The sequence below is a fragment of the Paenibacillus silvae genome (genome assembly GCF_014639235.1).
Classification (GTDB): domain Bacteria; phylum Bacillota; class Bacilli; order Paenibacillales; family Paenibacillaceae; genus Paenibacillus; species Paenibacillus silvae.
The window spans coordinates 83,605-103,488 of record NZ_BMFU01000001.1 but is presented as its reverse complement, the minus strand read 5'-3'; the positions used below and the strand labels follow the sequence as shown (position 1 = coordinate 103,488).

The following is a 19,884-nucleotide window of genomic DNA, read 5'->3' as shown; positions in this document are numbered from 1 at the left end:
GGGCTGCATCACCCCTTTCAAGACTTCAAGTGAATGTATTTTGTGATGCTGGAATTTATATTTCCTTGGTTTGCTGTGTGAAGGTTGAGCCGAGCATATCCTGTCGAGTGTTCCAGAGATAGGAAAGCAGAAGGGTCAGTAATAAAAGGAGGCAGAATCCTGCCAAAATCCAGATGGTTCCAATAACAGGCCATGCACTCATGCTCCACCCAGTTAGATATTGCAAGACTGCACCACCGATGCCGCCGGAAGCGATGAGAATGCTGGTCGTTCTTTCCGTCATACCAGGGATCAGTACGTTGGCATAGACCAGCGCAATACAGAATAGCCCGGACATAAACAGACCTGTACCAAAAATCAGCACGTATGTGACCCATTGACCAGATACAAAGACCATGGACATGGTAAACAGTAATGTTCCGACCGTGCTCCAGATCAGGAACGGCATATACTGCACGGCTTCAGCAATTTTACCCGAGAAAAGACGGCCCACAATCATCGCGATCCACAAAATGGAAACACTAAGGGAAGCGATGGATTCCGACAGCTCCAGACGCTCCACAAGAATGGAGGGCAGGAAATTCATCAGCCCAAGCTCAAGCCCCATATACACAAAGAAAAACACGACAAAGATGGTTAGCAGCCCCAGCTGTTTTTTGGAATAACGGGATCTCTTCTCTGTTCTTTGGTCAGACGTATTCTCTCCGGCTTGCTCCAGGTATTGTGCGGCAGATCGTGGCATGCTTACCCACAGCAGCATGAGCATGAAAGCCAGAATCGCAACGGTAAAGAAGGTGAGGTGCCACTGTTCCAGCCAGATAAACAAGGCCGCAGCGGCGGGAATAAGAAGTGCACCCAGTGCGAAGAAGACATCGAGCTTGGACATGGCAACGGCTTTCTGGTTCTCTGTAAATTCAATCGTGAAGGCTCCTACGGAAGGTTCGATAATCCCTGAGCCAAAGCCTACGATAACGGTTAACAGCAGCACGATCTCCCATGATGGCAACCAGCCAAGCAGAAGATAAGCTGCCACGATGCAGATCAATGCCAGCGTGAGCATCCATTTGCGACCCATTTTGGCAGTCATGGAGGGAGACAGCAGAACACCGACAAGAAAGCCGAGAAACTGCAAAAATAGCAAAAATCCTCCGTCACTGTAGCCGCGCTCGTAATGTGGCAGTAAAACAGGCAGAAGTGCACCCAGAACTACGCTGGTTATGCCGATTAACAGATAGAAACCGCAGCTTAAAGCGAAGATCCTTCTCAAATGTGTACCTCCTAAATGGATATAAAGTTTATAAATTGAAATATATGTTTATTTTCACATCTAATTTATACCATAAATTTGAAAATGTACAAGCTATTTTTTGTAAAATTATGTTAAAGCTTGGCGAGGTAACGTTTCTCGGTCGCAATATCTGACATGGATTTTATACTGTGCGAGCAGCAGTTGCTTCAGGAGTCAATCCATGAGAAGATGAAGTTTGGTTTCTGGACGACGATGATAATGAATGATGAAATATGATGGAGTAAAACGAGGAAATGCGGTGAATTATGTTAATCAACAAATACATAAGTGAGACGGGATACTGCTCTCGCAGGGAGACGACAAGGAGAATTGCAGCTGGCAGGATTACGATTAATGGCAAGGTATGTGTAAAGGGAGATACGGTGCAACCTGGAGACGTTGTGCTTATGGATGGTGAGAGCATCCCACAGCGAAATCCGGAAGCCGTGTACATCCTGCTGAACAAACCCGTTGGCATCGTCTGCACTGCTGCTGAACATGTTGAAGGCAATATCATTCAATACATCAACTACCCTGCACGCATATTTGCGGTTGGCCGTCTGGATAAAGCGTCGGAGGGGTTGATACTGCTGACCAATGATGGAGATATTGTGAACAAGATGATGCGATCAGAGCATAATCATGAAAAAGAGTATATCGTCACTGTAGACAAGCCCATCTCGGATTCATTTGTACAGCAGATGTCAGCTGGTGTGGAAATTTTAAACGTGGTGACCAAGCCTTGTGAAGTGAAGAAGGAGAATGAGAAGGTTTTTCGTATCATTTTGACACAGGGGCTGAATTTGCAAATTCGCCGAATGTGTAAGGCACTCGGATACAGGGTATTGAAGCTGGAGCGGGTTCGCATTATGAACATTACGTTGGATGAGCGGTTAAAACGGGGAGAATGGAGACACTTGCAGAAGCAGGAGCTCGAGCTGTTAATGTCTCGTTTAAATGATCCCGGGTATGAGGGATAATCGAATAAGCGTTTATTCAACGCGGTAGAAATGGCAGAATCGTTCGCGCAAGGCTGCGGGGGCTGACAATAAAACAATAAGACACGAACCCATTGAAAGGGGCGTGTCTTTCGTTTTTTCACACACGTTTTTACGTATGTTTACGACAGGAGTGAATCAAGCGTTGCGGTGTAATTTGCATAAAGTAAAATTCTTTTTGTTTTTTCTCGAATTACTCTCTGAAACATAAGAACCATAGAGCGTAAGGGATGCGCCCAGAATGCTCACCCATGTCAATCGTTCATGAAGAATAAGGGCGGAGGACACCACCGTAATTACAGGCACAACATAGATATACACGCTGGTGTGGATTGCTCCAAGCAGCTTGACAGCTTGATTCCAGGTCACAAAGCACAGAGCAGAAGCGCCTACGCCAAGGAAGAGCAGATTGGAAATGTTAGAGATGTGATAGAACCGGGCAAGGTTCAGTTCAAAATCAAACAGAAACAGCGCTGGCAGCATGAAGAGCAGGCCGTAGAAAAAAACTTTGCGTGTTGCTCCAATCATATGAACCTTGCGTGAGCTGATTTTACGCATCAGCACAGAGTAAATGGCCCATACCACAGGAGCAATGAAGGCAAGCAAATCTCCGACAGGGTTTAGCTGTAACATATAACTGCCGTTGAATGTAACAAGTATGATGCCACATATCGCTATGGCGAATCCGGCCAGGAAGCGGCGGGTTATCTTTTCTCCATCCAGAAAGAAGTGGGCAAATACAGCGGTAAAGAAAGGAGCGACAGATACGATGATGCCTGCATTGGAAGCTGTTGTATACACTAAGGCAAGATTTTCAATAAGAAAGTATAAGGTTACGCCGCATAAGCCAGCACAGATGTATAACGCTTCGTCCCGAATGGACACGATCCACTGAAATCGCGGATAGATAATGCATAAGATGACATACCCGATCAGGAAACGAAACAGCAAAATTTCGATCGGTGTGAATTCCACCAATAACACTTTAGTCGAAACAAAGGTTGTTCCCCAGATCAGGATGGTAAACAAAGCAAGAAGATGTCCGGTAGACCTATGGCTATGATGACGTATTGAAGTCATTGAACACTCTCCTGCAAGCGAGCTGATTCTGGACCGTGATTGAAAACGCGACTGTACTGCTTGGGGGTTAAACCGATCAATTTTTTGAAAAAGTTAGTGAAATGGCTCTGATCGCTGAAACCTGTCTGTACAGCAACATCAATAGGCTGCAAACCCTGCTCCAGCAGGCGCTTGGCTTGATTAATGCGAATGGTCTCCAGATAGCGGTAGGGGGATATCCCTTTTTGACGAGTGAACAGGCGCAGCAGATGGTATTTACTGATGCCTGAAATCTCGGATAGTTCGTTCAAGGTGATGTTTTCAGCGTAACGGGATTCAATATAACTGCACAGTTGTCTTATCTCAAAAGTAACATGGTGGGCAGGTTCGGGCGGCCCGGGATCACAGCATTCCTTGAGCATCTGATCCAGAAGCAGGAGCAGCAGCTCCTCTTTACAGAAATCAGACTGCTCATCAAGAATAATCTGATGCAGTTCATGCAGCGAAGGCACAAGCTCACTTTGGTAGAGGACAGGGGCAGTGAAGCGTGGTAAATACGCTTGCCCTGTAATCTCACGCACATACTCCTGCATTACCTCAGGCTGAATATTAATACACCGGTAATCCAGCTTGCGCCCATCTACCTGCTCGCAGGCATGCGGATCATGTGGATTAAAAACGATCATATCCCCGCTGTTTAGTATATATTCTTCATTGTTGCAGACCAGATGCCGTTTGCCCTCTTCAATAAATCCGATCACATAATAGTCGTGAAAATGATTCGGGAACTTCTGCATGATGCCCTCAAATTGATAAGCCTCCAGCTTCAAATCTTTATCATAGACGACAGTTCGAACTTCGCGATTCATGATGCACCTTCTTTCTGGTAAGTTGTCGATAGTATAACGTGCATGCAAGTCCGCTTTCTTGAACGATATTGCTTATTATACCGAAATGGCGGGATGAGGGAATTCATTTGAGTTCAGAACAGGTTTAATTTAAAATAATGGAGACACGCCATAGTTGTAAAATTGTTCTTCTAAGGAGCTGGAACAGGATGTTTGAACACTTGGTCATTTTCAAGTTTAATGACAAGATTACGCCTGCCAAGCAGCAGGAGTTTGTATCGCAATTGCTTGCGCTTCAGGACCAGATTCCCGGAATAATTGATCTGACCGCCGGAGTGAACATCACCGAAGAGACGGATCGGATTCAAGGTTTTACGTTGGGATTAAGAGTAACGTTTGAAGATCAGGAAGCGTTACGCGCATATGGTCCGCATCCTGCACATCAGGCGTTTGTCGCTTCCCTGAACGGTTGGGTCGATAATGTGATCGTTACGGATTATCCGATTCCTTCCAAGTAAGCGAAGAAGAAGCTGGAGTCCAGTAAGATGCTGCTTGTCAGATATGAAATGCAATACCTTGAAATGTCCATGCGACTACATAAATGAGTATGGGTTCACAAAGGCTACACGAAGATAAACAAAGGAACACTTTGTTATAAAGAAGGAGCGTGACCCATGAAAAAGAAAGCTGTAGAAGCAGGCTGGAATCTGGAGCACAGCTATGCTGAGCTGCCGCAAGCCTTTTATACAAGCCAGAATGCAGTACCTGTCCAGTCGCCTGAATTGATCATATTGAATACAACACTGGCTGCCACCCTTGGATTAAAGGCAGATGCACTGGAAAATGCTGAAGGTGCAGCGATATTTGCAGGCAATACATTGCCCGATGGTGCAAGGCCTCTGGCGCAGGCTTATGCAGGCCATCAATTTGGCAATTTTAATATGCTTGGAGACGGACGTGCGCTCCTGCTGGGCGAGCAGATTACCCCGAAAGGAGACAGGTTGGATATTCAGCTAAAAGGATCGGGGCGAACACCTTACTCTCGCGGAGGAGACGGACGTGCCGCTGTTGGCCCCATGCTTCGTGAATATATCATCAGTGAAGCAATGCATGGCCTGGGAATCCCGACAACACGGAGTCTGGCTGTGGTGTCTACGGGGGAGAGCATTTATCGTGAAACCGAGCGGCCAGGCGCTATTCTCACCCGGGTTGCGGCGAGTCATATCCGTGTGGCTACATTCCAGTTTGCTGCGAGGTGGGGGGGAGTAGCGGATTTGCGTGCGTTGGCAGACTATACGCTGCAGCGACATTTTCCGCAGATTGAACATAACGAGCAGTGTTATCTGAGGTTGCTTCAGGAAGTGATCCGACTTCAGGCGCAGCTTGTTTCGAAATGGCAGTGTGTAGGCTTCATTCATGGTGTGATGAATACGGATAACATGGCCATCAGCGGAGAGACGATTGACTACGGGCCCTGTGCTTTTATGGATACGTATAATCCTGCAACGGTTTTTAGCTCCATTGATACACAGGGGCGTTATGCTTATGGGAATCAGCCATATATTGCAGGCTGGAATCTGGCGCGTTTTGCAGAAACTCTGCTGCCGCTGCTGCATGATGATGAAGATGAGGCTGTACAGATCGCCCAGGATGCTATTGCACAGTTCTCGGAGTTGTATCATCAATACTGGTTACAGGGCATGCGTGCCAAGTTGGGGCTATTTTCCGAAGAATCAGAAGATGAAGTGCTGGTGAAAGACCTGCTGGACTTGATGGAAAAGCATGCTGCGGATTACACGAATACTTTTGTATCGTTGACACAGAACAGATGGGAAAGCTCGGCGCTGAGCACCCATTCGGATTCGAATGACTGGTACGAACGTTGGCAAGCCAGGTTAAGCAGACAATCAGAATCTGTTGATGTGGTGATGCAGCTGATGAAACGGAGCAATCCTGCCGTTATTCCACGGAATGATCGAGTAGAAGAGGTGCTGGAACGAGCGGAGCAGGATAGAGACTACACGCTGCTTCAGCCTTTGCTGGATATTCTCCAGCATCCTTATGCATATACGCCAGAACAGGAGCAATTTGCTGCCAAGCCTGTGTCATGTGATCCTGCGTATAAGACATTCTGCGGGACCTGACAGGTACGATGTAAACTACAAAAGGGAGAAAGCTGCCGCAGGGCAGCTTTTTCATTAGAATGTGTCAGAAGAAAGCAGAGAAGGTAGGTGGCCCTCATATCCGAAATTCCAAGTATACAGGAACTCGTAGAAAAGCTCCTTTCGTTGTTATCTCGGACAGTGTATCCAAGGGAACAGATGGAGAGTTATGTGAACCGCTTGGGTGAATCATTTAAATGGGAAGGGGTACCTTACGTCGAGATTGAAGATGACAATTATATCGTTACGATCTACGAACGAGGTGTACCTTCGTTGACTAGAAAGTTGAAGCAGACAGAAGAAGTGTTATACTGGCTGCTGGAGGATATGATTTTCACAGCTGCACATGTCAACCTGCTCAAGAAATATGGTGTCGATAATGTGAATACACATCTTGACTACACAAGTGAAGTGTGGGAGGAAATCGAAAACAACGTTCGAGCGGCTTTTGAAAACATCGGTGATCCGTATCTCTCATGGCATCTTGGCGGCAAACGGCACGAACTGGAAAGTTATCAGCCCAGGAAGAAGGGAGAGCAACGGCATGAGTGAACAGGATATTCAGGAAGTATGGTATGACTATGCACTCGCTTTTGTGGAGAAAAAGAACAGCTCTGAAAGCGGCTGGGCCTCGCTTTCTGTGCATGAACAGGAGATTGCGGCCTTGTGGCTGCTTGAGGCTGATGTCTATAATGGCGGGTTCATTCAGTTTTTCTGCAACTGGGGAGAAGAGGCTTATCAGTTCGCCTGCCGGGCACTGCATACGATTGGTGCTCATCAGGTGCTAAGCAATATTCAAGAGCAGTACGCTTGTATTGAGACTTTGGCCGATGATGACAGGCTGACGGCATTATGGGACATTCCGCGATATCTTGGAGCTGAACAAGAGCAGCTTCTGGATGAGCTGGATCAGCAGCTGTGGAATAACGAGGACCACGTGGTAGAGAAAGCCTATGCTTATTATCAAGACCAGATTCGGATCGGGTTATAATTCATTCGACTGGCTGATTGTCTATTAGGACAACGTCTTTTATATGCAATAGAACTTTTTATTTTTATTGTGCATTGGGTAATCGGAATACTTACGCTTGCATTGCCCATAACGTTCCGCTATACTGGCTATAATTAAATACAAGAAATACGTTGATAGAGCGCAGTAGCGGCTTTGTCCCTGTTACAGAAAGTCAGGGGTTGATGGAACCTGATACATACAAGGGCTGCGAATTACACTCTGGAGTACTTGGGTAATACCAAGCGGATGAGCAAACGATACATTGCTGAAAGTGGTATGGATTACAGTATTTGAGCGTATGAACGTTCAGAGAGGTTATTCATGCAATTTGGGTGGTACCACGGTTATTCTAATCGTCCCTGTGTCTATGAAGACAAGGCGACGATTTTTTTGTGTTCAAAAAAGCCGTTGCAATGTAAGTTTCGCACTAGGGTACGTAAGTCATGACTGTATTTTGATCAAAGAAAAGGGGTTATTGTAATGAACATTATTGACGAACTACAGTGGCGCGATGCCATTAACCAGCAAACGGACGCAGAAGGGCTGCGAGAACTGACAGAGACGAAATCAATCTCCCTGTACTGCGGTGTAGATCCGACAGGTGACAGTATGCATATCGGACACTTGATTCCCTTTATGATGCTGAAACGCTTCCAGCTGGCGGGTCACCGTCCGGTGATTCTGATCGGTGGTGCAACAGGTACGATTGGTGATCCAAGTGGTCGTCAGTCCGAGCGCTCCTTGCAGACGCTGGAACAGGTGCAGGCCAATGTGGACGCGCTGACTGCACAGATGAAAAAGCTGTTTATGACCGAAGGTGACAATCAGGTTCGCATGGTGAACAACTATGACTGGACTCACAAAATTAACATCATTGAGTTCCTGCGTGATTATGGTAAAAACTTTAACCTGAATACAATGCTTGCCAAAGATGTGGTGGCGAGTCGTCTCGAAGGTGGCATCTCCTTTACGGAATTCTCCTACCAGATCCTGCAGTCCCTGGATTATCTGCACCTGTTCCAAACGGAGGATGTACAGCTGCAGATCGGTGGGTCGGATCAGTGGGGCAACATTACAAGCGGTCTGGATCTGATTCGCAAAAAAGAAGGATCAGAGGCTAAAGCTTTCGGATTAACCATCCCGCTGATGCTGAAGTCGGACGGTACGAAGTTTGGTAAAACAGCTGGCGGCGCGATCTGGCTTGATCCGAACAAAACAACCCCGTTTGAGTTCTATCAGTTCTGGGCAAATACGGATGACCGGGATGTTATCAAATACTTGAAATACTTCACCTTCCTGAGCAAAGAAGAGATTGAGGCGTTGGCCGAGAAGGTGGAGACAGAGCCGCATAAACGTGAAGCACAGAAGGCACTGGCCGAGGAAATGACCAGGTTTGTTCATGGTGAAGAGATGCTGGAGCAGGCGAAACGTATTACAGCTGCTCTGTTCAGCGGTGATATTCGTTCCCTGACAGCGGATGAGATCGAGCAGGGCTTCAAGGAGATGCCAACCTATGAAACGGACGGCGAGGCTAAAAATATCGTCGACTGGCTGGTGGAGCTGGGTCTGGAGCCGTCCAAACGCCAAGCCCGCGAGGATGTGACCAAAGGCGCGATCTCCATGAACGGTGAGAAAATTACCGAGCTTGATTTTACAGTATCCGCAGAGCATGCGATCGGTGGCAAGTTCATTATTATCCGCAAAGGTAAAAAGAACTACAGCCTGGTTAAACTTCAAGCCTAGATTTCATAACAAAAAGACCGTCTCCATCTCTGTCAGATGACAGAGGAAAGACGGTCTTTCGTATATCAGGCCAGTTATTTTTGTCCTGTTTAGTATTGTTGATTCACAATCGCTGTAATCTCTTCATCGAGATCCAGCGTGACATCTTCACGGTACGCTCGAATGTTGTATTCGCTGTGCAGGTATCGCAGGATCGCTTCAATCATGTTGGACTCGACCAGAAACTGACTGCGGCCTTGAATCCAGACTTCTGCGGAATATCCCGTGTCTTCTTCCCAACTCAACTCTACATTTACATCTGTAGGACGTACGCCTTTACGCTCTGCCATGTGAATACAGATCGCATTCACAATCTCATCCATACTTAGAACCATAGAGCTTAGTACCGTCCGTTTCTGTTGCGATCATCGTCACGATCATCGCGACGATCGTAGCGACCATCTGCTGCAGGTTTGCGGCGATTCGTGATAGCTCTGAAGAGTGCCATAGCCAGCATAACGATCAGCATAATTGCCGCTACGTTTACGAGCAAGCCGAGAATGTTGCCAAGTGCGCCCATACCGCCAAACAATCCGCCGAACAGCATACCAGCGAGACCACCCAGCATCATGCCTTTCATAAATCCGCCGCCACCGCCAAAGAATCCGCCACGGTTATTCGCCGCTGCGCCAGTATTGGAGTTGTTACGGGAATTAGACTGACTTACGTTACTGTCTGATTTCTTAGGGGTGTTAGTGTAACTTTTCGTTCCAGATTTGAAACCGCCACCGCCACGTCTTGCATCAGCACTGTCCGGATTGGTAACACCCACGGTTGCGAACAAAAGTGTAAACGCCATGAAAACCATCATCAGATGTTTAATTCCAAATTTTTTCTTCATTGTATAGATCGTAACCCCCTGATTAAATTTGTTTGCTTCGCCCAAATATGGGCCTTACTCAAGTAATACGGCTAACTTGCTGGAACGTTTCAAAATTTAAAATCAAATTTCTGAAATACTTGGACTGGGGTCCTGAATGGCTGCCTGACCATCGAGAAGCTGGGTCACCCAATTACACCATTCCAGGCCGGTTTGGGCGTTCATCAGCCCTTTCTGTACCAGAATGTAACTGCCGAATTCACGGCTGCCTATGCGAAGGTTGTCTTGAGGTATACGTGATTTCAAATCTTCAAAATACCGTATCCGTTCCATAAACCAGCTTTTGCGCTCATTCAGAATACGTCTCATGCTTCCATCTTCGGCGATACCAACACAGAGAATACGAAGATTGAATTCATCACGTGTAACGGGTGCAGTGACTGGAGTGATCATCCACTCCAACAACTTTTGAATGCCTTTGTCCGTAACTGCATACATTTTTTTGTCCGGCTTGTCAGACTGTTGTACCCAGCGGGAGGCGAGTAACTCATCGTTTTCCATCTTGGACAGGAGCGGGTAGATCTGGCTGTGTTTGGCCTGCCAATGCGGCTGAATCTTCAGCATCAGATCATAACCGGAAGACTCCTCGCGGGTAAGCAGCCCGAGCAATCCGTAGGAAAGTATGTTCATGCACATGTCTCCTTAATATTAGGGCTGGGTCAAGGAAAACCATCTTATTCGCTTTCGTTGACCGCTTTCATAAAAGTGTACACTGAAACTGTATGGTTTGACAACCTGGCAGCTTAACTGCCTTAATTTAGACAAAAAAAGAGCGGACCCGAGGGCCCGCAAATGTAAAATATTTTTAGAGAGATGCCTGTTGTTCGTACCCGTCAGCGACAAGATCGAGCTTACCTGTGTAAGAATCGATAACCATGCCGTGAACAGGCACATTCGGTGGAAGCAGGGGGTGTTTCTTGATGACCTGCACAGTACCTTTTACCCCTTCTTCGACGCTGTCAAACCCGCGCAGCCATTTTTGCAGACGGATGCCGGAGTTTTCCAATGTAGACATGACTTCCTTGGAAACACCACGTTCCTCCATATGACCAATCATCGTTTCCGCATGCAGTGACGCCATGCCACATTCCGTATGTCCGACAACGAGAACCTCATCTGCGCCCAGTTCATAGATGGCAACCAGAACGGAACGCATAACACTTCCGAAAGGCTGAGAGATAATCGCACCGGCGTTTTTAATAATTTTCACATCGCCATTCTTCAGATTCATGGCTTTGGGCAGCAACTCGACCAGACGGGTATCCATACAAGTGATGATGACCATCTTTTTGGTTGGAAACTTGCTAGCCGTATACTTCTCGTATTCTTTAGTCTCGACAAATGATTGGTTGTGCTGCAAAATCTCTTGAATGTTGTTCATGTCCATTGCCTCCTGTTATCCAATACGACGAGCACGGCTACTTGCATGAGCAGCTTGTCCTACACGCCTTTGATTAGTGTTGGGATATCGCAATCCGCAGACCACGACTCCTTTTTTTAGAAGAATAATGCAATATGCTTCTGTCAAAAGTTGATTATACGCAATGCAAAAAGTATCATCAATAGGGTGTACACATTTTTTTTGAAGAGGTGAGCTTTAACGATGGATAAACAAACACAGCAGCAACTGCAATCCTTCCTTATTTTGGCCCGTAAAATTAAAAGTTATCATGAAGCCATCGGTTTGCTTCACTGGGATCTGCGCACAGGTGCGCCGAAAAAAGGCGTGCCAACACGTTCGGAAACGTTAGGCATGCTCTCTACAGAAGCTTTCAAGCTGCAAACCTCGGAAGAAATGAAGGCATATCTGGAAATGTTGACCCAGCCGGAAGTGCTGGAGCAGCTTGAAGATCAGGATCGTCGTCTCGTACAAGAGTGCAAAAAGGAATATGACCGCAGTCAGTCGGTTCCGCCGGAAAAAGTACAGGCGTATACGGTGCTTACAGCCAAATCGGAGACAGCCTGGGAAGATGCCAAGCACCAAAGTGATTATGCGGGCTTCTCTCCTTACCTCACGGAAATCGTCAAGCTCAAACAGGAGTTTATCGACTACTGGGGTGTGAAAAATACAAGATATGATACACTGCTGGATATGTACGAACCAGATCTGACTGTAGAAAAGGTGGATGAGGTGTTTACTAGGCTCAAGGCTCGTCTCGTTCCACTTCAGGAGAAGATTAATGCGTCCGGGAACAAGCCGGAAACGGGGTTCCTGCAGCAGATCTTCGATCCGAAGCAGCAGGAGAAATTCAGTCTGTTTATTCTGAAGCAGATGGGATATGACTTTGAAGCAGGTCGCCTTGACGAGAGCGTACATCCGTTTGCAACAGGGCTTAATCCGGGTGATGTCCGCATTACAACGAACTATCTGCAGGACGATGTTACCAGTGCGATTTTCAGTTCATTACATGAAGGTGGACATGCTCTTTACGAGCAAAATATTGATGAGAGCCTGGCGGGAACACTGCTGGCGGAAGGAACATCAATGGGCATTCATGAGTCCCAGTCCAGATTATGGGAAAATATGATTGGTCGCAGTCTGCCGTTCTGGACGCGTTATTATCAAGACCTGCAGCAGCATTTCCCGCAGCTGAGTGAGGTGAAGCTGGAGGATTTCTATCGTGCAATTAACCGGGTGGAAAGCTCGCTGATCCGAATTGAAGCCGATGAGTTGACCTACAATCTGCATATTATTATTCGTTATGAGATTGAAAAGATGCTGTTTAATGAAGGGCTTGAGGTGAAGGACCTGCCTGAAACGTGGAATGCCAAATATAAAGAATATCTCGGAATTATGCCAACCAACGATGGTGAGGGTGTTCTGCAGGATGTGCACTGGTCAGGCGGAGATTTCGGGTATTTTGCATCCTACTCTCTCGGTAACATGTATGCGGCACAAATTATGCATACACTGCGCAAAGAAATGCCTGATCTGGACAGCCTGATTGCTGCGGGTAACCTGACTCCGATCAAAGACTGGCTGACGGATAAAATCTATCGATACGGAAAGAGCCGTACCCCTTCCGAGTTGATTCTGGCTGTCACTGGTGAAGAGTTGAACCCCGATTACCTGGCTGATTATCTGGAAGCCAAATATACTGAGATTTATAATCTGTGATGTGCTAAACGCAGGCCCGCCGGAAACGTTCTGGTTGGCCTGCTTTTTTTTTGCGTGCAAGTTCTTAACCTTTTACTGGGCCTCGGCATATCCATAGTAGAGAGAAAAGGCTAAACCCAGTAAAGGAGGGACATGTGATGAAATATACGCCATGGTTTATCCGGGGCATTGTGATCCTGCTAATTATCATTGTTGCGCTGACGAGCTGCAATAAGGAAGAGAACGAAGCCAAGATTACGATTGGTGAAGTAACACGCTCTGTATTTTACGCGCCGGAATATGTTGCCGCGGCTCAAGGTTTTTTTGCAGAAGAAGGGCTTGAGGTGGATATACAAACTACGGCTGGCGGAGACAAAACGATGGCGGCCCTGCTCGCGGGTTCGGTAGATATTGCGCTCGTTGGTGCAGAGACATCCATCTATGTGTATCAGCAGGGCGCAGAAGACCCGGTCATAAATTTTGCACAGCTGACCCAGACGGACGGAACGTTTCTGTTTGCACGGAATGCTCAAGAAAACTTTGATTGGGAGCAATTAAAGCAAAGTGTGTTTCTCGGACAACGCAAAGGCGGAATGCCGCAGATGGCGGGAGAGTTTGTATTGAATAAACATGGCATTGACCCGTCGCGTGATCTGGAGCTGATTCAGAATGTGGATTTTGCCAATATCGCGTCAGCCTTTGCTTCAGGCACTGGGGATTACGTACAGCTGTTCGAACCTCAGGCGTCAATCTTTGAACAGGAAGGCCGTGGCAAGGTAGTGGCCTCGTTCGGCACGGAAAGCGGACATCTGCCTTATACTGTTTTTATGACAAAACAGAGCTATTTGAACGAGAACAAGGATCTTGTGCAGAAGTTTACAAATGCACTTCACAAGGCCCAATTATGGGTAGATTCCCATACGGCAGAAGAGATTGCGGAAGTGATCAAGCCATTTTTCAAAGATATCGACCCGGCGATTCTGACCAGCAGCGTGAGTCGTTACAAGGAACAGGGTACGTATGCAACAGACCCGATTATTGATGAGCAGGAATGGAACAATCTGCTGGATGTCATGAGTGCTGCGGGTGAATTAAAGCAAAAGGTAGAGCTAAATACCATCGTCGATCTGACCTTTGCAGAACAGGCGACACCCTGACTCGCTGAGTAATGCAAGCAAACCAAGAAGTCAGGGAAGCAAAAATGTGAAGCCGGATGGATCGATAGCAGATCAAGCCAGAGTGAATTCAGGATTCAGGGAAGGAAGTGAGCAGTGATGCCTGATTCCGGCAATGTGATCCGACTGGAAAATATATCACAAGTCTATTTCAGTGAGCGCGAAGCATCTTTGGCTATTGAAGATGTAAGTCTGGGGATCGGTCAGGGGGAGTTTGTCAGTCTGGTCGGCCCCAGCGGCTGTGGCAAAACAACGTTATTATCCATCATCGCCGGACTGCTTCTTCCAACGCAAGGAAAGGTTGAGTTGGAAGGCAGCCCGGTTCAAGGACCCTCACCCCGGATCGGTTACATGTTACAGCAGGATTATCTGTTCCCATGGCGCACCATTCTGGATAATGCGCTGATCGGACTTGAGTTGACGGGCAATCTGAATGCAGAGAGCAGGGAACGGACGCGGGAGCTTCTCGCAAGCATGGGGCTAGGGGGGACGGAAGAGCAGTATCCGTCGGAATTGTCCGGGGGCATGCGGCAGCGGGTGGCGCTAGTACGGACCCTTGCTACAGACCCTGCTATTTTGCTGCTGGATGAGCCGTTCTCGGCGCTGGATTATCAAACGAAGCTGCAGCTGGAGGATCTGGTCTCGGAAACGTTAAGAGAGTACGGCAAAACGTCTGTGCTGGTTACGCACGATCTGTCTGAAGCGATTGCGGTCAGTGACCGGGTTATTGTGCTGGACCGTAATCCTGGCCGTATCCGGCGCGAGTTCGTTGTGCCGGAGAACATTCGTATGGCGCAGCCCTTTTATGCAAGGGAGCAGGCTGGCTTCAATGAGCTGTTTCAATTGCTCTGGGATGAACTCGTTCAGTCTGGAGGAGGTGAGAAAAATACGTGAGACAGAACGAATCGAATCAACAGCAGCAGGAATCACGTGAGGGCTGGCTGGAAGAGCTTCATCATAACCATATGCGCAGGCTGACAAAGTGGCGGCACCATATCCTTGCGGTTCAACTGTCGATGTTAGTCTGCATGTTTTTGCTGTGGGAGCTGGCAGGCAGATTGCGCTGGATTGATGTGCTGCTCTTTAGTTATCCAAGCAAAATTTTCGGTCAAATTGGCAAGGATGTTGCCAGCGGCGAAATATGGGCACATGTCGGAGTGACCGTTGGTGAAACGGTCGTCGGGTTTTTACTGGGGACTCTTGTCGGAACGCTGCTTGCTGTTCTGATCTGGTGGTCTCCTTTTTTGTCCAAAGTGCTTGATCCGTATATGGTTGTATTCAACAGTATGCCCAAGGTGGCGCTGGGTCCGATCTTTATTGTGATGTTCGGGGCGGGTTTTACGGCGATTGTGATGACCACGTTATCGATTACGGTCATTATTACAACGCTGGTCGTGTATAACAGCTTTAATGAGGTTGATCCGAATTATGTCAAGGTGATTCGCACCTTTGGCGGGCAGCGCTCCGAGATTTTTGCCAAAGTGGTGTTCCCGGCTTCATTTCCTACGATTGTATCTACGTTGAAAGTTAACGTGGGCATGGCTTGGGTCGGGGTCATTGTGGGAGAATTTCTGGTAGCCAAAGAGGGACTGGGATACTTGATCATATACGGATTCCAGGTGTTCAATTTCACACTAGTGTTATCAAGTCTGCTGATTATTGCAGCCGTTGCAACGGCCATGTATCAGCTGGTTGTTTATGCAGAGCGGAAGCTGCTGGCCGGGCGGAGGTAGCAAGTTCAATTAGATCGAAGATAGAGAAGCCCGGTTTAATTGAAGGTAGAAAAGTTCGATTGAATTGGAGATAGAATAGTCCAGTTAAATTTGAGGTAGAAATTCCAGTTAACTTGCTGCAGCATATGTATACAATTTCACAAGAGGTGTCACGTTGCCCGCGACCGCAAAATAAAGTACGATATTTGGTAGGATTCATGTACGTTGTTTCAAACAGGAACAAGGTATGAATTGACAGACCGTTTGCAGATTCTGGTGCTGATACCGTGAAAGCCATGTCAGTGTTTCTTCTCTGGGCACATTATGTGACCGGCATGTTGTGTGCATGCCGGTTGGCGTCGTCTAGTTTGTTACAGGTTGAGTCATACTACGGATGTGGCTGGTCGTTACAACTGGATTAAACAGGGTAAGTATTCTCTGGACAAACATAACGGATAGAGAACGGATGACACGGATCGCAAACTTTTTTACAGCTTAGAGGAGATGGAATGAGAAATGGGCTTTAGAGTAATTAAAACTGCAATCGCAGCGTTCATGGCTGTTCTGATTGCTGACTGGTGCCGCTTGCCAGGACCAACGTCAGCGGGCTTGCTCGCAATTCTGGGCGTAGATGTAACCAGGAAAAGAAGTATTCGCACCATATCCGCACGTTTCTTTGCATCCGTGGTCGGACTTTTGTTTGCAAGTGTACTTTTTCACTTTCTCGGCTTCCATTATTGGGTGCTCGGTGTATACATATTAACAGCGTTCCCGGTCATCGTCCGGGCAGGCTTTAAAGAAGGTATAGTGACTGGATCGGTCGTAGTGTTCCGCGTGTTTAGCGGCGGGGAGATGGATTTGCATGTGATTCTCGTTCAGATTGCGCTGCTATTAATTGGTCTCGGTTCGGCCATGGTGGTCAATCTGGCATATATGCCAGCGGCCGATCCGCAGATGCTGCGCATACGCAAACGTATCGACGAGCTGTTCTCGAGGATTTTCCAGGAATTCGCAGCAACCTTGCGTAATCCTGATGAAGTGTGGGCAGGCAAGGAGTTAATTGAGGCAGATAAAGCGGTGCTCGGCGGAATTGAAGCGGCCAAGCGTTCGCTCGAAAACCAGGTTATTCATCCAAATGAAGGCTGGAGTGTATACTTCTATATGCGTAAAACGCAGCTGGATTCCATCCAGCATATGATGCATCTGGTATCCCAGGTGTATCAGAAGATGCCGCATGCCGAGATGGTGTCAGAGCTGTTCGATCAGCTTAGCCGGGATGTATTAACCGAATCTTACACTGGACGGACGGAAAAATTGCTGGCAGATGTGCAGGAGGAATTCAAGCGAATGGAGCTGCCGGATACGAGGGAAGAATTCGAGATGCGATCGGCTATTCTCCAGCTGTGCCGCGAGCTTGAGATGTATCTGAAAATTGCAAAGAAGGACAAAGCGCCATCTCCAATATCAGACCGGCCTCAATCTACAAACGAATCATAGAAAATAGTTGTCACCCTAGACGGATGTCCTGCATACACTTGTAGTGAATGATTGTATGGAGGAGGTTTAAAGATGTCATTGAGTCATAAACATCAATGTAGAGAGATTATCACGAAGGCGATCTGCGGCAAAGGTCGTAAGTTCTCTACCGTAACACATACCGTGACTCCGCCTAATGGTCCGACCAGTATTTTGGGGGCTTGGATTATCAACCACCAGTATGAAGCCGTATCAGCGGGGGACGGAATTGAAGTTATTGGTACTTACGATATCAACATTTGGTATTCCTATGACAAAAATTCACAGACGGATGTAGCCAAAGAAACGGTATCGTATGTAGAACATGTGCCTTTGTCCTATCTGGACCCGAAACACCGGACTTCCACGGTTGAGGTCTCTGCGGATGCAACGCAGGAGCCGAGCTGTGTGGAAGCCACAGTGTCCGCGGGCGGCGGCAGCGTAATCATCCGGGTTGAGCGGGAATTCGCTGTTGAGCTCGTGGCTGAAACGAAAGTCTGTGTGAAGGTGTGCACGGATGGCTGCGGTGATTACGAAGACAAGGATTACGACTATGGCAGTGGCGATGGAGACTATGATGATCTCGATCCGGACCTGCTGGATGATGAGCTGTAAATCACTTATCCTGCTTGAACGTGTTGATCTTAACCTGATTTAATGTTTTTCTCTTAACCTGAGGTATTATATGCACTATAAGGTGCGGTGAAGAGGGCGTAAGCCCTCTTTCTTTCATAAAGTATGAAAAATGGGTTGTGGCAAGCCTGAACTGGCCTGAAGAACCTTTGACGGGAAGGCTCCACAGCTGTGGGGTCTTTTTTGATGAAAGCAAAGAAAGGTCTAATAGGAGAAGTGAGGAAGGGGGGACGAGATGAACGTTATGCAACAAGCTGAAGAAGCAGTCCAGGCATACGCACGGCTAAGCTCCGGTGAACGGATGGCACGGCTCAAGCAGGCGGGAATCGAGGTGCTGTCCACCAGTGAGCAGCGAAGGCGGGAGCCCGGGCTTCGTGTGCGATACGATGTGCATGTCAGCTGTCTTGAGGCGATTCGCATTCGACGGAAGGATACAAGTGGTATGGGCGCCAAGCAGGAGCAAGAGCTGGAGCGTGAAACGTCTTCATCGGTTTATAAACGGGTGGAACGCCTTGCGATCAAGTCATTATATACGCTAGGGCTGGAACATGGGGCTGTTCGCCTGGAGGCTTCGGGTAGTGGCGGCTGCGCTGTAATTGCAGTTGATCCAGATCCGTGGAAAGGTGACGGGGAGCTTGGTGCAATGTACAGGAATAGCTGGCAGCTGCATCAAGCGGCATTAAACGAGGAAAATCAGTCCACCCGAAAGCCTGTAATGGGCATGGACCCCGAGTTTTTACTTGTGCAGATGCCTGAATCCAAAATTGTACCTGCTTCGCGTTTTCTTGAGCGTACGGGTGTGGCGGGCTGTGATTCGGTGACGATTGGCGACAGGCGTGTATATCCCGTTGCAGAGCTGAGACCAGCACCTAGTGCGGAGCCGCGTGAGCTGTTAACACATCTGCTGCGTGCCTTCGCGGCTGCTTCGCGCAGCATCAGCGATTCATCCTTGGTCTGGCAGGCGGGCGGCATGCCGCAGCGGGGGCTACCGCTGGGAGGACATATTCATTTTAGCGGCGTGCAGCTGACGGGGGGATTACTTCGTGCTCTGGATAATTATTTGGCGCTGCCGCTGGCGGTGCTGCAGGACCCGCGTGGATCGGGCAGACGTCCAAGGTATGGGGCATTGGGTGATTTTCGCCTGAAATCCTATGGCGGCTTCGAGTATCGAACTCTTCCCAGTTTTCTTGTCTCTCCAGTTGTAGCCAAAGGAGTTGTTGCTATAGCAGGGCTGATTGCTTGCAGCTATGATCAGTTGAAGCAGCGTCCTCTGGCGGAGGCAAAGGTCCATTCGGCTTTCTATGAAGGGCGGCGCGAAATCATGATGCCTTATGTGCCCTCGCTGCTGGATGAACTCAGGCAATTGAGTGAATATGGTCGTTACGAACGGTATGCAGCGCCGCTAATGCGTCTCTGTAAACGGGGCCAGACCTGGGATGAGAGCCGGGATATCCGTCAACTATGGAATATTCGGGCAGGCTCATGAAGAAGCAGCTTTTTTTTGTTATAATGAAATATAGGACTTTTCTAACGTCAACATATGACTATAGGAAGCAAAGAGGCAAGAAGTTGTAAAGACGGGGAGTAGAACACCCTTAACGAAGATTTCAGAACGCCCATGAAGGTTTGAATCAGAACCCCTTATTAAGAAGATTTGAATCAGGTAAGAGGTAAGCCCTTGAAGAAAACAGTGTATAGCCTACACATAAGGCGGAGGTGCGAT

General features: G+C 47.8%; 20 protein-coding genes and 1 other annotated feature. Of the genes, 13 read left to right on the top strand and 7 right to left on the bottom strand.

What is annotated here, in order from left to right:
• Window positions 1–55 precede the first annotated feature (55 nt).
• A complete protein-coding gene (locus tag IEW26_RS00510; protein ID WP_188590959.1) occupies window positions 56–1,267 on the bottom strand; it encodes an MFS transporter in 1,212 nt (403 codons plus the stop codon).
• A gap of 287 nt (window positions 1,268–1,554) precedes the next feature.
• Here IEW26_RS00510 and IEW26_RS00505 point away from each other — a divergent pair, with 287 nt between their 5' ends.
• Complete coding sequence (locus IEW26_RS00505) at window positions 1,555–2,268, top strand: pseudouridine synthase (protein WP_188590958.1); 714 nt, start codon at window positions 1,555–1,557, stop codon at window positions 2,266–2,268.
• Window positions 2,269–2,424: 156 nt separating this feature from the next.
• Here the strand turns inward: IEW26_RS00505 and IEW26_RS00500 are convergent, their stop codons facing one another.
• Window positions 2,425–3,366 carry a DMT family transporter gene (locus tag IEW26_RS00500; protein ID WP_188590957.1) on the bottom strand — a complete coding sequence of 314 codons (942 nt, stop codon included), beginning with the start codon at window positions 3,364–3,366 and terminating at the stop codon, window positions 2,425–2,427.
• Window positions 3,363–4,214 (bottom strand): AraC family ligand binding domain-containing protein, encoded by an 852-nt coding sequence (locus IEW26_RS00495; protein WP_188590956.1) that lies wholly within the window; start codon window positions 4,212–4,214, stop codon window positions 3,363–3,365. The genes IEW26_RS00500 and IEW26_RS00495 overlap by 4 nt, the downstream gene beginning before the upstream one ends.
• A gap of 188 nt (window positions 4,215–4,402) precedes the next feature.
• Here IEW26_RS00495 and IEW26_RS00490 point away from each other — a divergent pair, with 188 nt between their 5' ends.
• The 5 genes from IEW26_RS00490 (at window position 4,403) to tyrS (ending at window position 9,110) form a co-directional block, all read left to right on the top strand.
• Window positions 4,403–4,711 carry a Dabb family protein gene (locus IEW26_RS00490; RefSeq protein WP_188590955.1) on the top strand — a complete coding sequence of 103 codons (309 nt, stop codon included), beginning with the start codon at window positions 4,403–4,405 and terminating at the stop codon, window positions 4,709–4,711.
• 156 nt (window positions 4,712–4,867) lie between these two features.
• Entirely contained in the window at window positions 4,868–6,337 is a 1,470-nt protein-coding gene (locus IEW26_RS00485) for a protein adenylyltransferase SelO (RefSeq protein WP_188590954.1), read from the top strand.
• 189 nt (window positions 6,338–6,526) lie between these two features.
• Window positions 6,527–6,907 carry an Imm63 family immunity protein gene (locus tag IEW26_RS00480; protein WP_229729594.1) on the top strand — a complete coding sequence of 127 codons (381 nt, stop codon included), beginning with the start codon at window positions 6,527–6,529 and terminating at the stop codon, window positions 6,905–6,907.
• Window positions 6,900–7,346, top strand: coding sequence for a DMP19 family protein (locus IEW26_RS00475; protein ID WP_188590952.1), 447 nt, complete (start codon window positions 6,900–6,902; stop codon window positions 7,344–7,346). The genes IEW26_RS00480 and IEW26_RS00475 overlap by 8 nt, the downstream gene beginning before the upstream one ends.
• 143 nt (window positions 7,347–7,489) lie before the next feature.
• Window positions 7,490–7,731 (top strand) — a binding site (T-box leader).
• 116 nt (window positions 7,732–7,847) lie between these two features.
• Window positions 7,848–9,110 (top strand): tyrosine--tRNA ligase, encoded by a 1,263-nt coding sequence (gene tyrS / locus IEW26_RS00470; protein ID WP_111273689.1) that lies wholly within the window; start codon window positions 7,848–7,850, stop codon window positions 9,108–9,110.
• Between the two features lie 89 nt (window positions 9,111–9,199).
• Here tyrS and IEW26_RS00465 read toward each other — a convergent pair whose 3' ends face one another.
• From IEW26_RS00465 to IEW26_RS00450, 4 genes are all read right to left on the bottom strand, one after another.
• Complete coding sequence (locus tag IEW26_RS00465; protein ID WP_111273688.1) at window positions 9,200–9,484, bottom strand: YxcD family protein; 285 nt, start codon at window positions 9,482–9,484, stop codon at window positions 9,200–9,202.
• Between the two features lie 5 nt (window positions 9,485–9,489).
• Window positions 9,490–9,990 (bottom strand): hypothetical protein, encoded by a 501-nt coding sequence (locus tag IEW26_RS00460; RefSeq protein ID WP_188590951.1) that lies wholly within the window; start codon window positions 9,988–9,990, stop codon window positions 9,490–9,492.
• 102 nt (window positions 9,991–10,092) lie between these two features.
• Window positions 10,093–10,659 (bottom strand): PadR family transcriptional regulator, encoded by a 567-nt coding sequence (locus tag IEW26_RS00455; protein ID WP_145401384.1) that lies wholly within the window; start codon window positions 10,657–10,659, stop codon window positions 10,093–10,095.
• 175 nt (window positions 10,660–10,834) lie between these two features.
• On the bottom strand, window positions 10,835–11,410 hold the full coding sequence (locus tag IEW26_RS00450) for a beta-class carbonic anhydrase (RefSeq protein ID WP_186322833.1): 576 nt from the start codon (window positions 11,408–11,410) through the stop codon (window positions 10,835–10,837).
• A 222-nt stretch (window positions 11,411–11,632) separates the two neighbouring features.
• Between IEW26_RS00450 and IEW26_RS00445 the strand changes: the two genes are divergently transcribed.
• The 7 genes from IEW26_RS00445 to IEW26_RS00415 all read left to right on the top strand — a co-directional run bounded on the left by IEW26_RS00445 (window position 11,633) and on the right by IEW26_RS00415 (window position 19,647).
• A complete protein-coding gene (locus IEW26_RS00445; RefSeq protein ID WP_188590950.1) occupies window positions 11,633–13,147 on the top strand; it encodes a carboxypeptidase M32 in 1,515 nt (504 codons plus the stop codon).
• Between the two features lie 137 nt (window positions 13,148–13,284).
• Complete coding sequence (locus IEW26_RS00440; protein ID WP_188590949.1) at window positions 13,285–14,283, top strand: ABC transporter substrate-binding protein; 999 nt, start codon at window positions 13,285–13,287, stop codon at window positions 14,281–14,283.
• 117 nt (window positions 14,284–14,400) lie between these two features.
• Entirely contained in the window at window positions 14,401–15,195 is a 795-nt protein-coding gene (locus IEW26_RS00435) for an ABC transporter ATP-binding protein (RefSeq protein WP_188590948.1), read from the top strand.
• A 71-nt stretch (window positions 15,196–15,266) separates the two neighbouring features.
• Window positions 15,267–16,034 carry an ABC transporter permease gene (locus IEW26_RS00430; protein WP_229729674.1) on the top strand — a complete coding sequence of 256 codons (768 nt, stop codon included), beginning with the start codon at window positions 15,267–15,269 and terminating at the stop codon, window positions 16,032–16,034.
• A gap of 495 nt (window positions 16,035–16,529) precedes the next feature.
• Window positions 16,530–17,510, top strand: a complete 981-nt coding sequence (locus IEW26_RS00425; protein ID WP_111273680.1) for an aromatic acid exporter family protein — start codon at window positions 16,530–16,532, stop codon at window positions 17,508–17,510.
• Window positions 17,511–17,582: 72 nt separating this feature from the next.
• Window positions 17,583–18,143 carry an outer spore coat protein CotE gene (locus tag IEW26_RS00420; protein ID WP_111273679.1) on the top strand — a complete coding sequence of 187 codons (561 nt, stop codon included), beginning with the start codon at window positions 17,583–17,585 and terminating at the stop codon, window positions 18,141–18,143.
• Between the two features lie 253 nt (window positions 18,144–18,396).
• Window positions 18,397–19,647 carry a putative amidoligase domain-containing protein gene (locus IEW26_RS00415; RefSeq protein ID WP_229729593.1) on the top strand — a complete coding sequence of 417 codons (1,251 nt, stop codon included), beginning with the start codon at window positions 18,397–18,399 and terminating at the stop codon, window positions 19,645–19,647.
• Window positions 19,648–19,884: the final 237 nt, after the last annotated feature.

Bases quoted from the DNA above. Each gene is read 5' to 3' on its own strand.
- IEW26_RS00505 (WP_188590958.1), top strand. From the start codon at position 1,555: ATGTTAATCAACAAATACATAAGTGAGACGGGATACTGCTCTCGCAGG.
- IEW26_RS00500 (WP_188590957.1), bottom strand. From the start codon at position 3,366: ATGACTTCAATACGTCATCATAGCCATAGGTCTACCGGACATCTTCTT.
- IEW26_RS00495 (WP_188590956.1), bottom strand. From the start codon at position 4,214: ATGAATCGCGAAGTTCGAACTGTCGTCTATGATAAAGATTTGAAGCTG.
- IEW26_RS00490 (WP_188590955.1), top strand. From the start codon at position 4,403: ATGTTTGAACACTTGGTCATTTTCAAGTTTAATGACAAGATTACGCCT.
- IEW26_RS00485 (WP_188590954.1), top strand. From the start codon at position 4,868: ATGAAAAAGAAAGCTGTAGAAGCAGGCTGGAATCTGGAGCACAGCTAT.
- IEW26_RS00475 (WP_188590952.1), top strand. From the start codon at position 6,900: ATGAGTGAACAGGATATTCAGGAAGTATGGTATGACTATGCACTCGCT.
- tyrS (WP_111273689.1), top strand. From the start codon at position 7,848: ATGAACATTATTGACGAACTACAGTGGCGCGATGCCATTAACCAGCAA.
- IEW26_RS00465 (WP_111273688.1), bottom strand. From the start codon at position 9,484: ATGGTTCTAAGTATGGATGAGATTGTGAATGCGATCTGTATTCACATG.
- IEW26_RS00460 (WP_188590951.1), bottom strand. From the start codon at position 9,990: ATGAAGAAAAAATTTGGAATTAAACATCTGATGATGGTTTTCATGGCG.
- IEW26_RS00455 (WP_145401384.1), bottom strand. From the start codon at position 10,659: ATGAACATACTTTCCTACGGATTGCTCGGGCTGCTTACCCGCGAGGAG.
- IEW26_RS00450 (WP_186322833.1), bottom strand. From the start codon at position 11,410: ATGAACAACATTCAAGAGATTTTGCAGCACAACCAATCATTTGTCGAG.
- IEW26_RS00445 (WP_188590950.1), top strand. From the start codon at position 11,633: ATGGATAAACAAACACAGCAGCAACTGCAATCCTTCCTTATTTTGGCC.
- IEW26_RS00440 (WP_188590949.1), top strand. From the start codon at position 13,285: ATGAAATATACGCCATGGTTTATCCGGGGCATTGTGATCCTGCTAATT.
- IEW26_RS00435 (WP_188590948.1), top strand. From the start codon at position 14,401: ATGCCTGATTCCGGCAATGTGATCCGACTGGAAAATATATCACAAGTC.
- IEW26_RS00430 (WP_229729674.1), top strand. From the start codon at position 15,267: ATGCGCAGGCTGACAAAGTGGCGGCACCATATCCTTGCGGTTCAACTG.
- IEW26_RS00425 (WP_111273680.1), top strand. From the start codon at position 16,530: ATGGGCTTTAGAGTAATTAAAACTGCAATCGCAGCGTTCATGGCTGTT.
- IEW26_RS00420 (WP_111273679.1), top strand. From the start codon at position 17,583: ATGTCATTGAGTCATAAACATCAATGTAGAGAGATTATCACGAAGGCG.
- IEW26_RS00415 (WP_229729593.1), top strand. From the start codon at position 18,397: ATGAACGTTATGCAACAAGCTGAAGAAGCAGTCCAGGCATACGCACGG.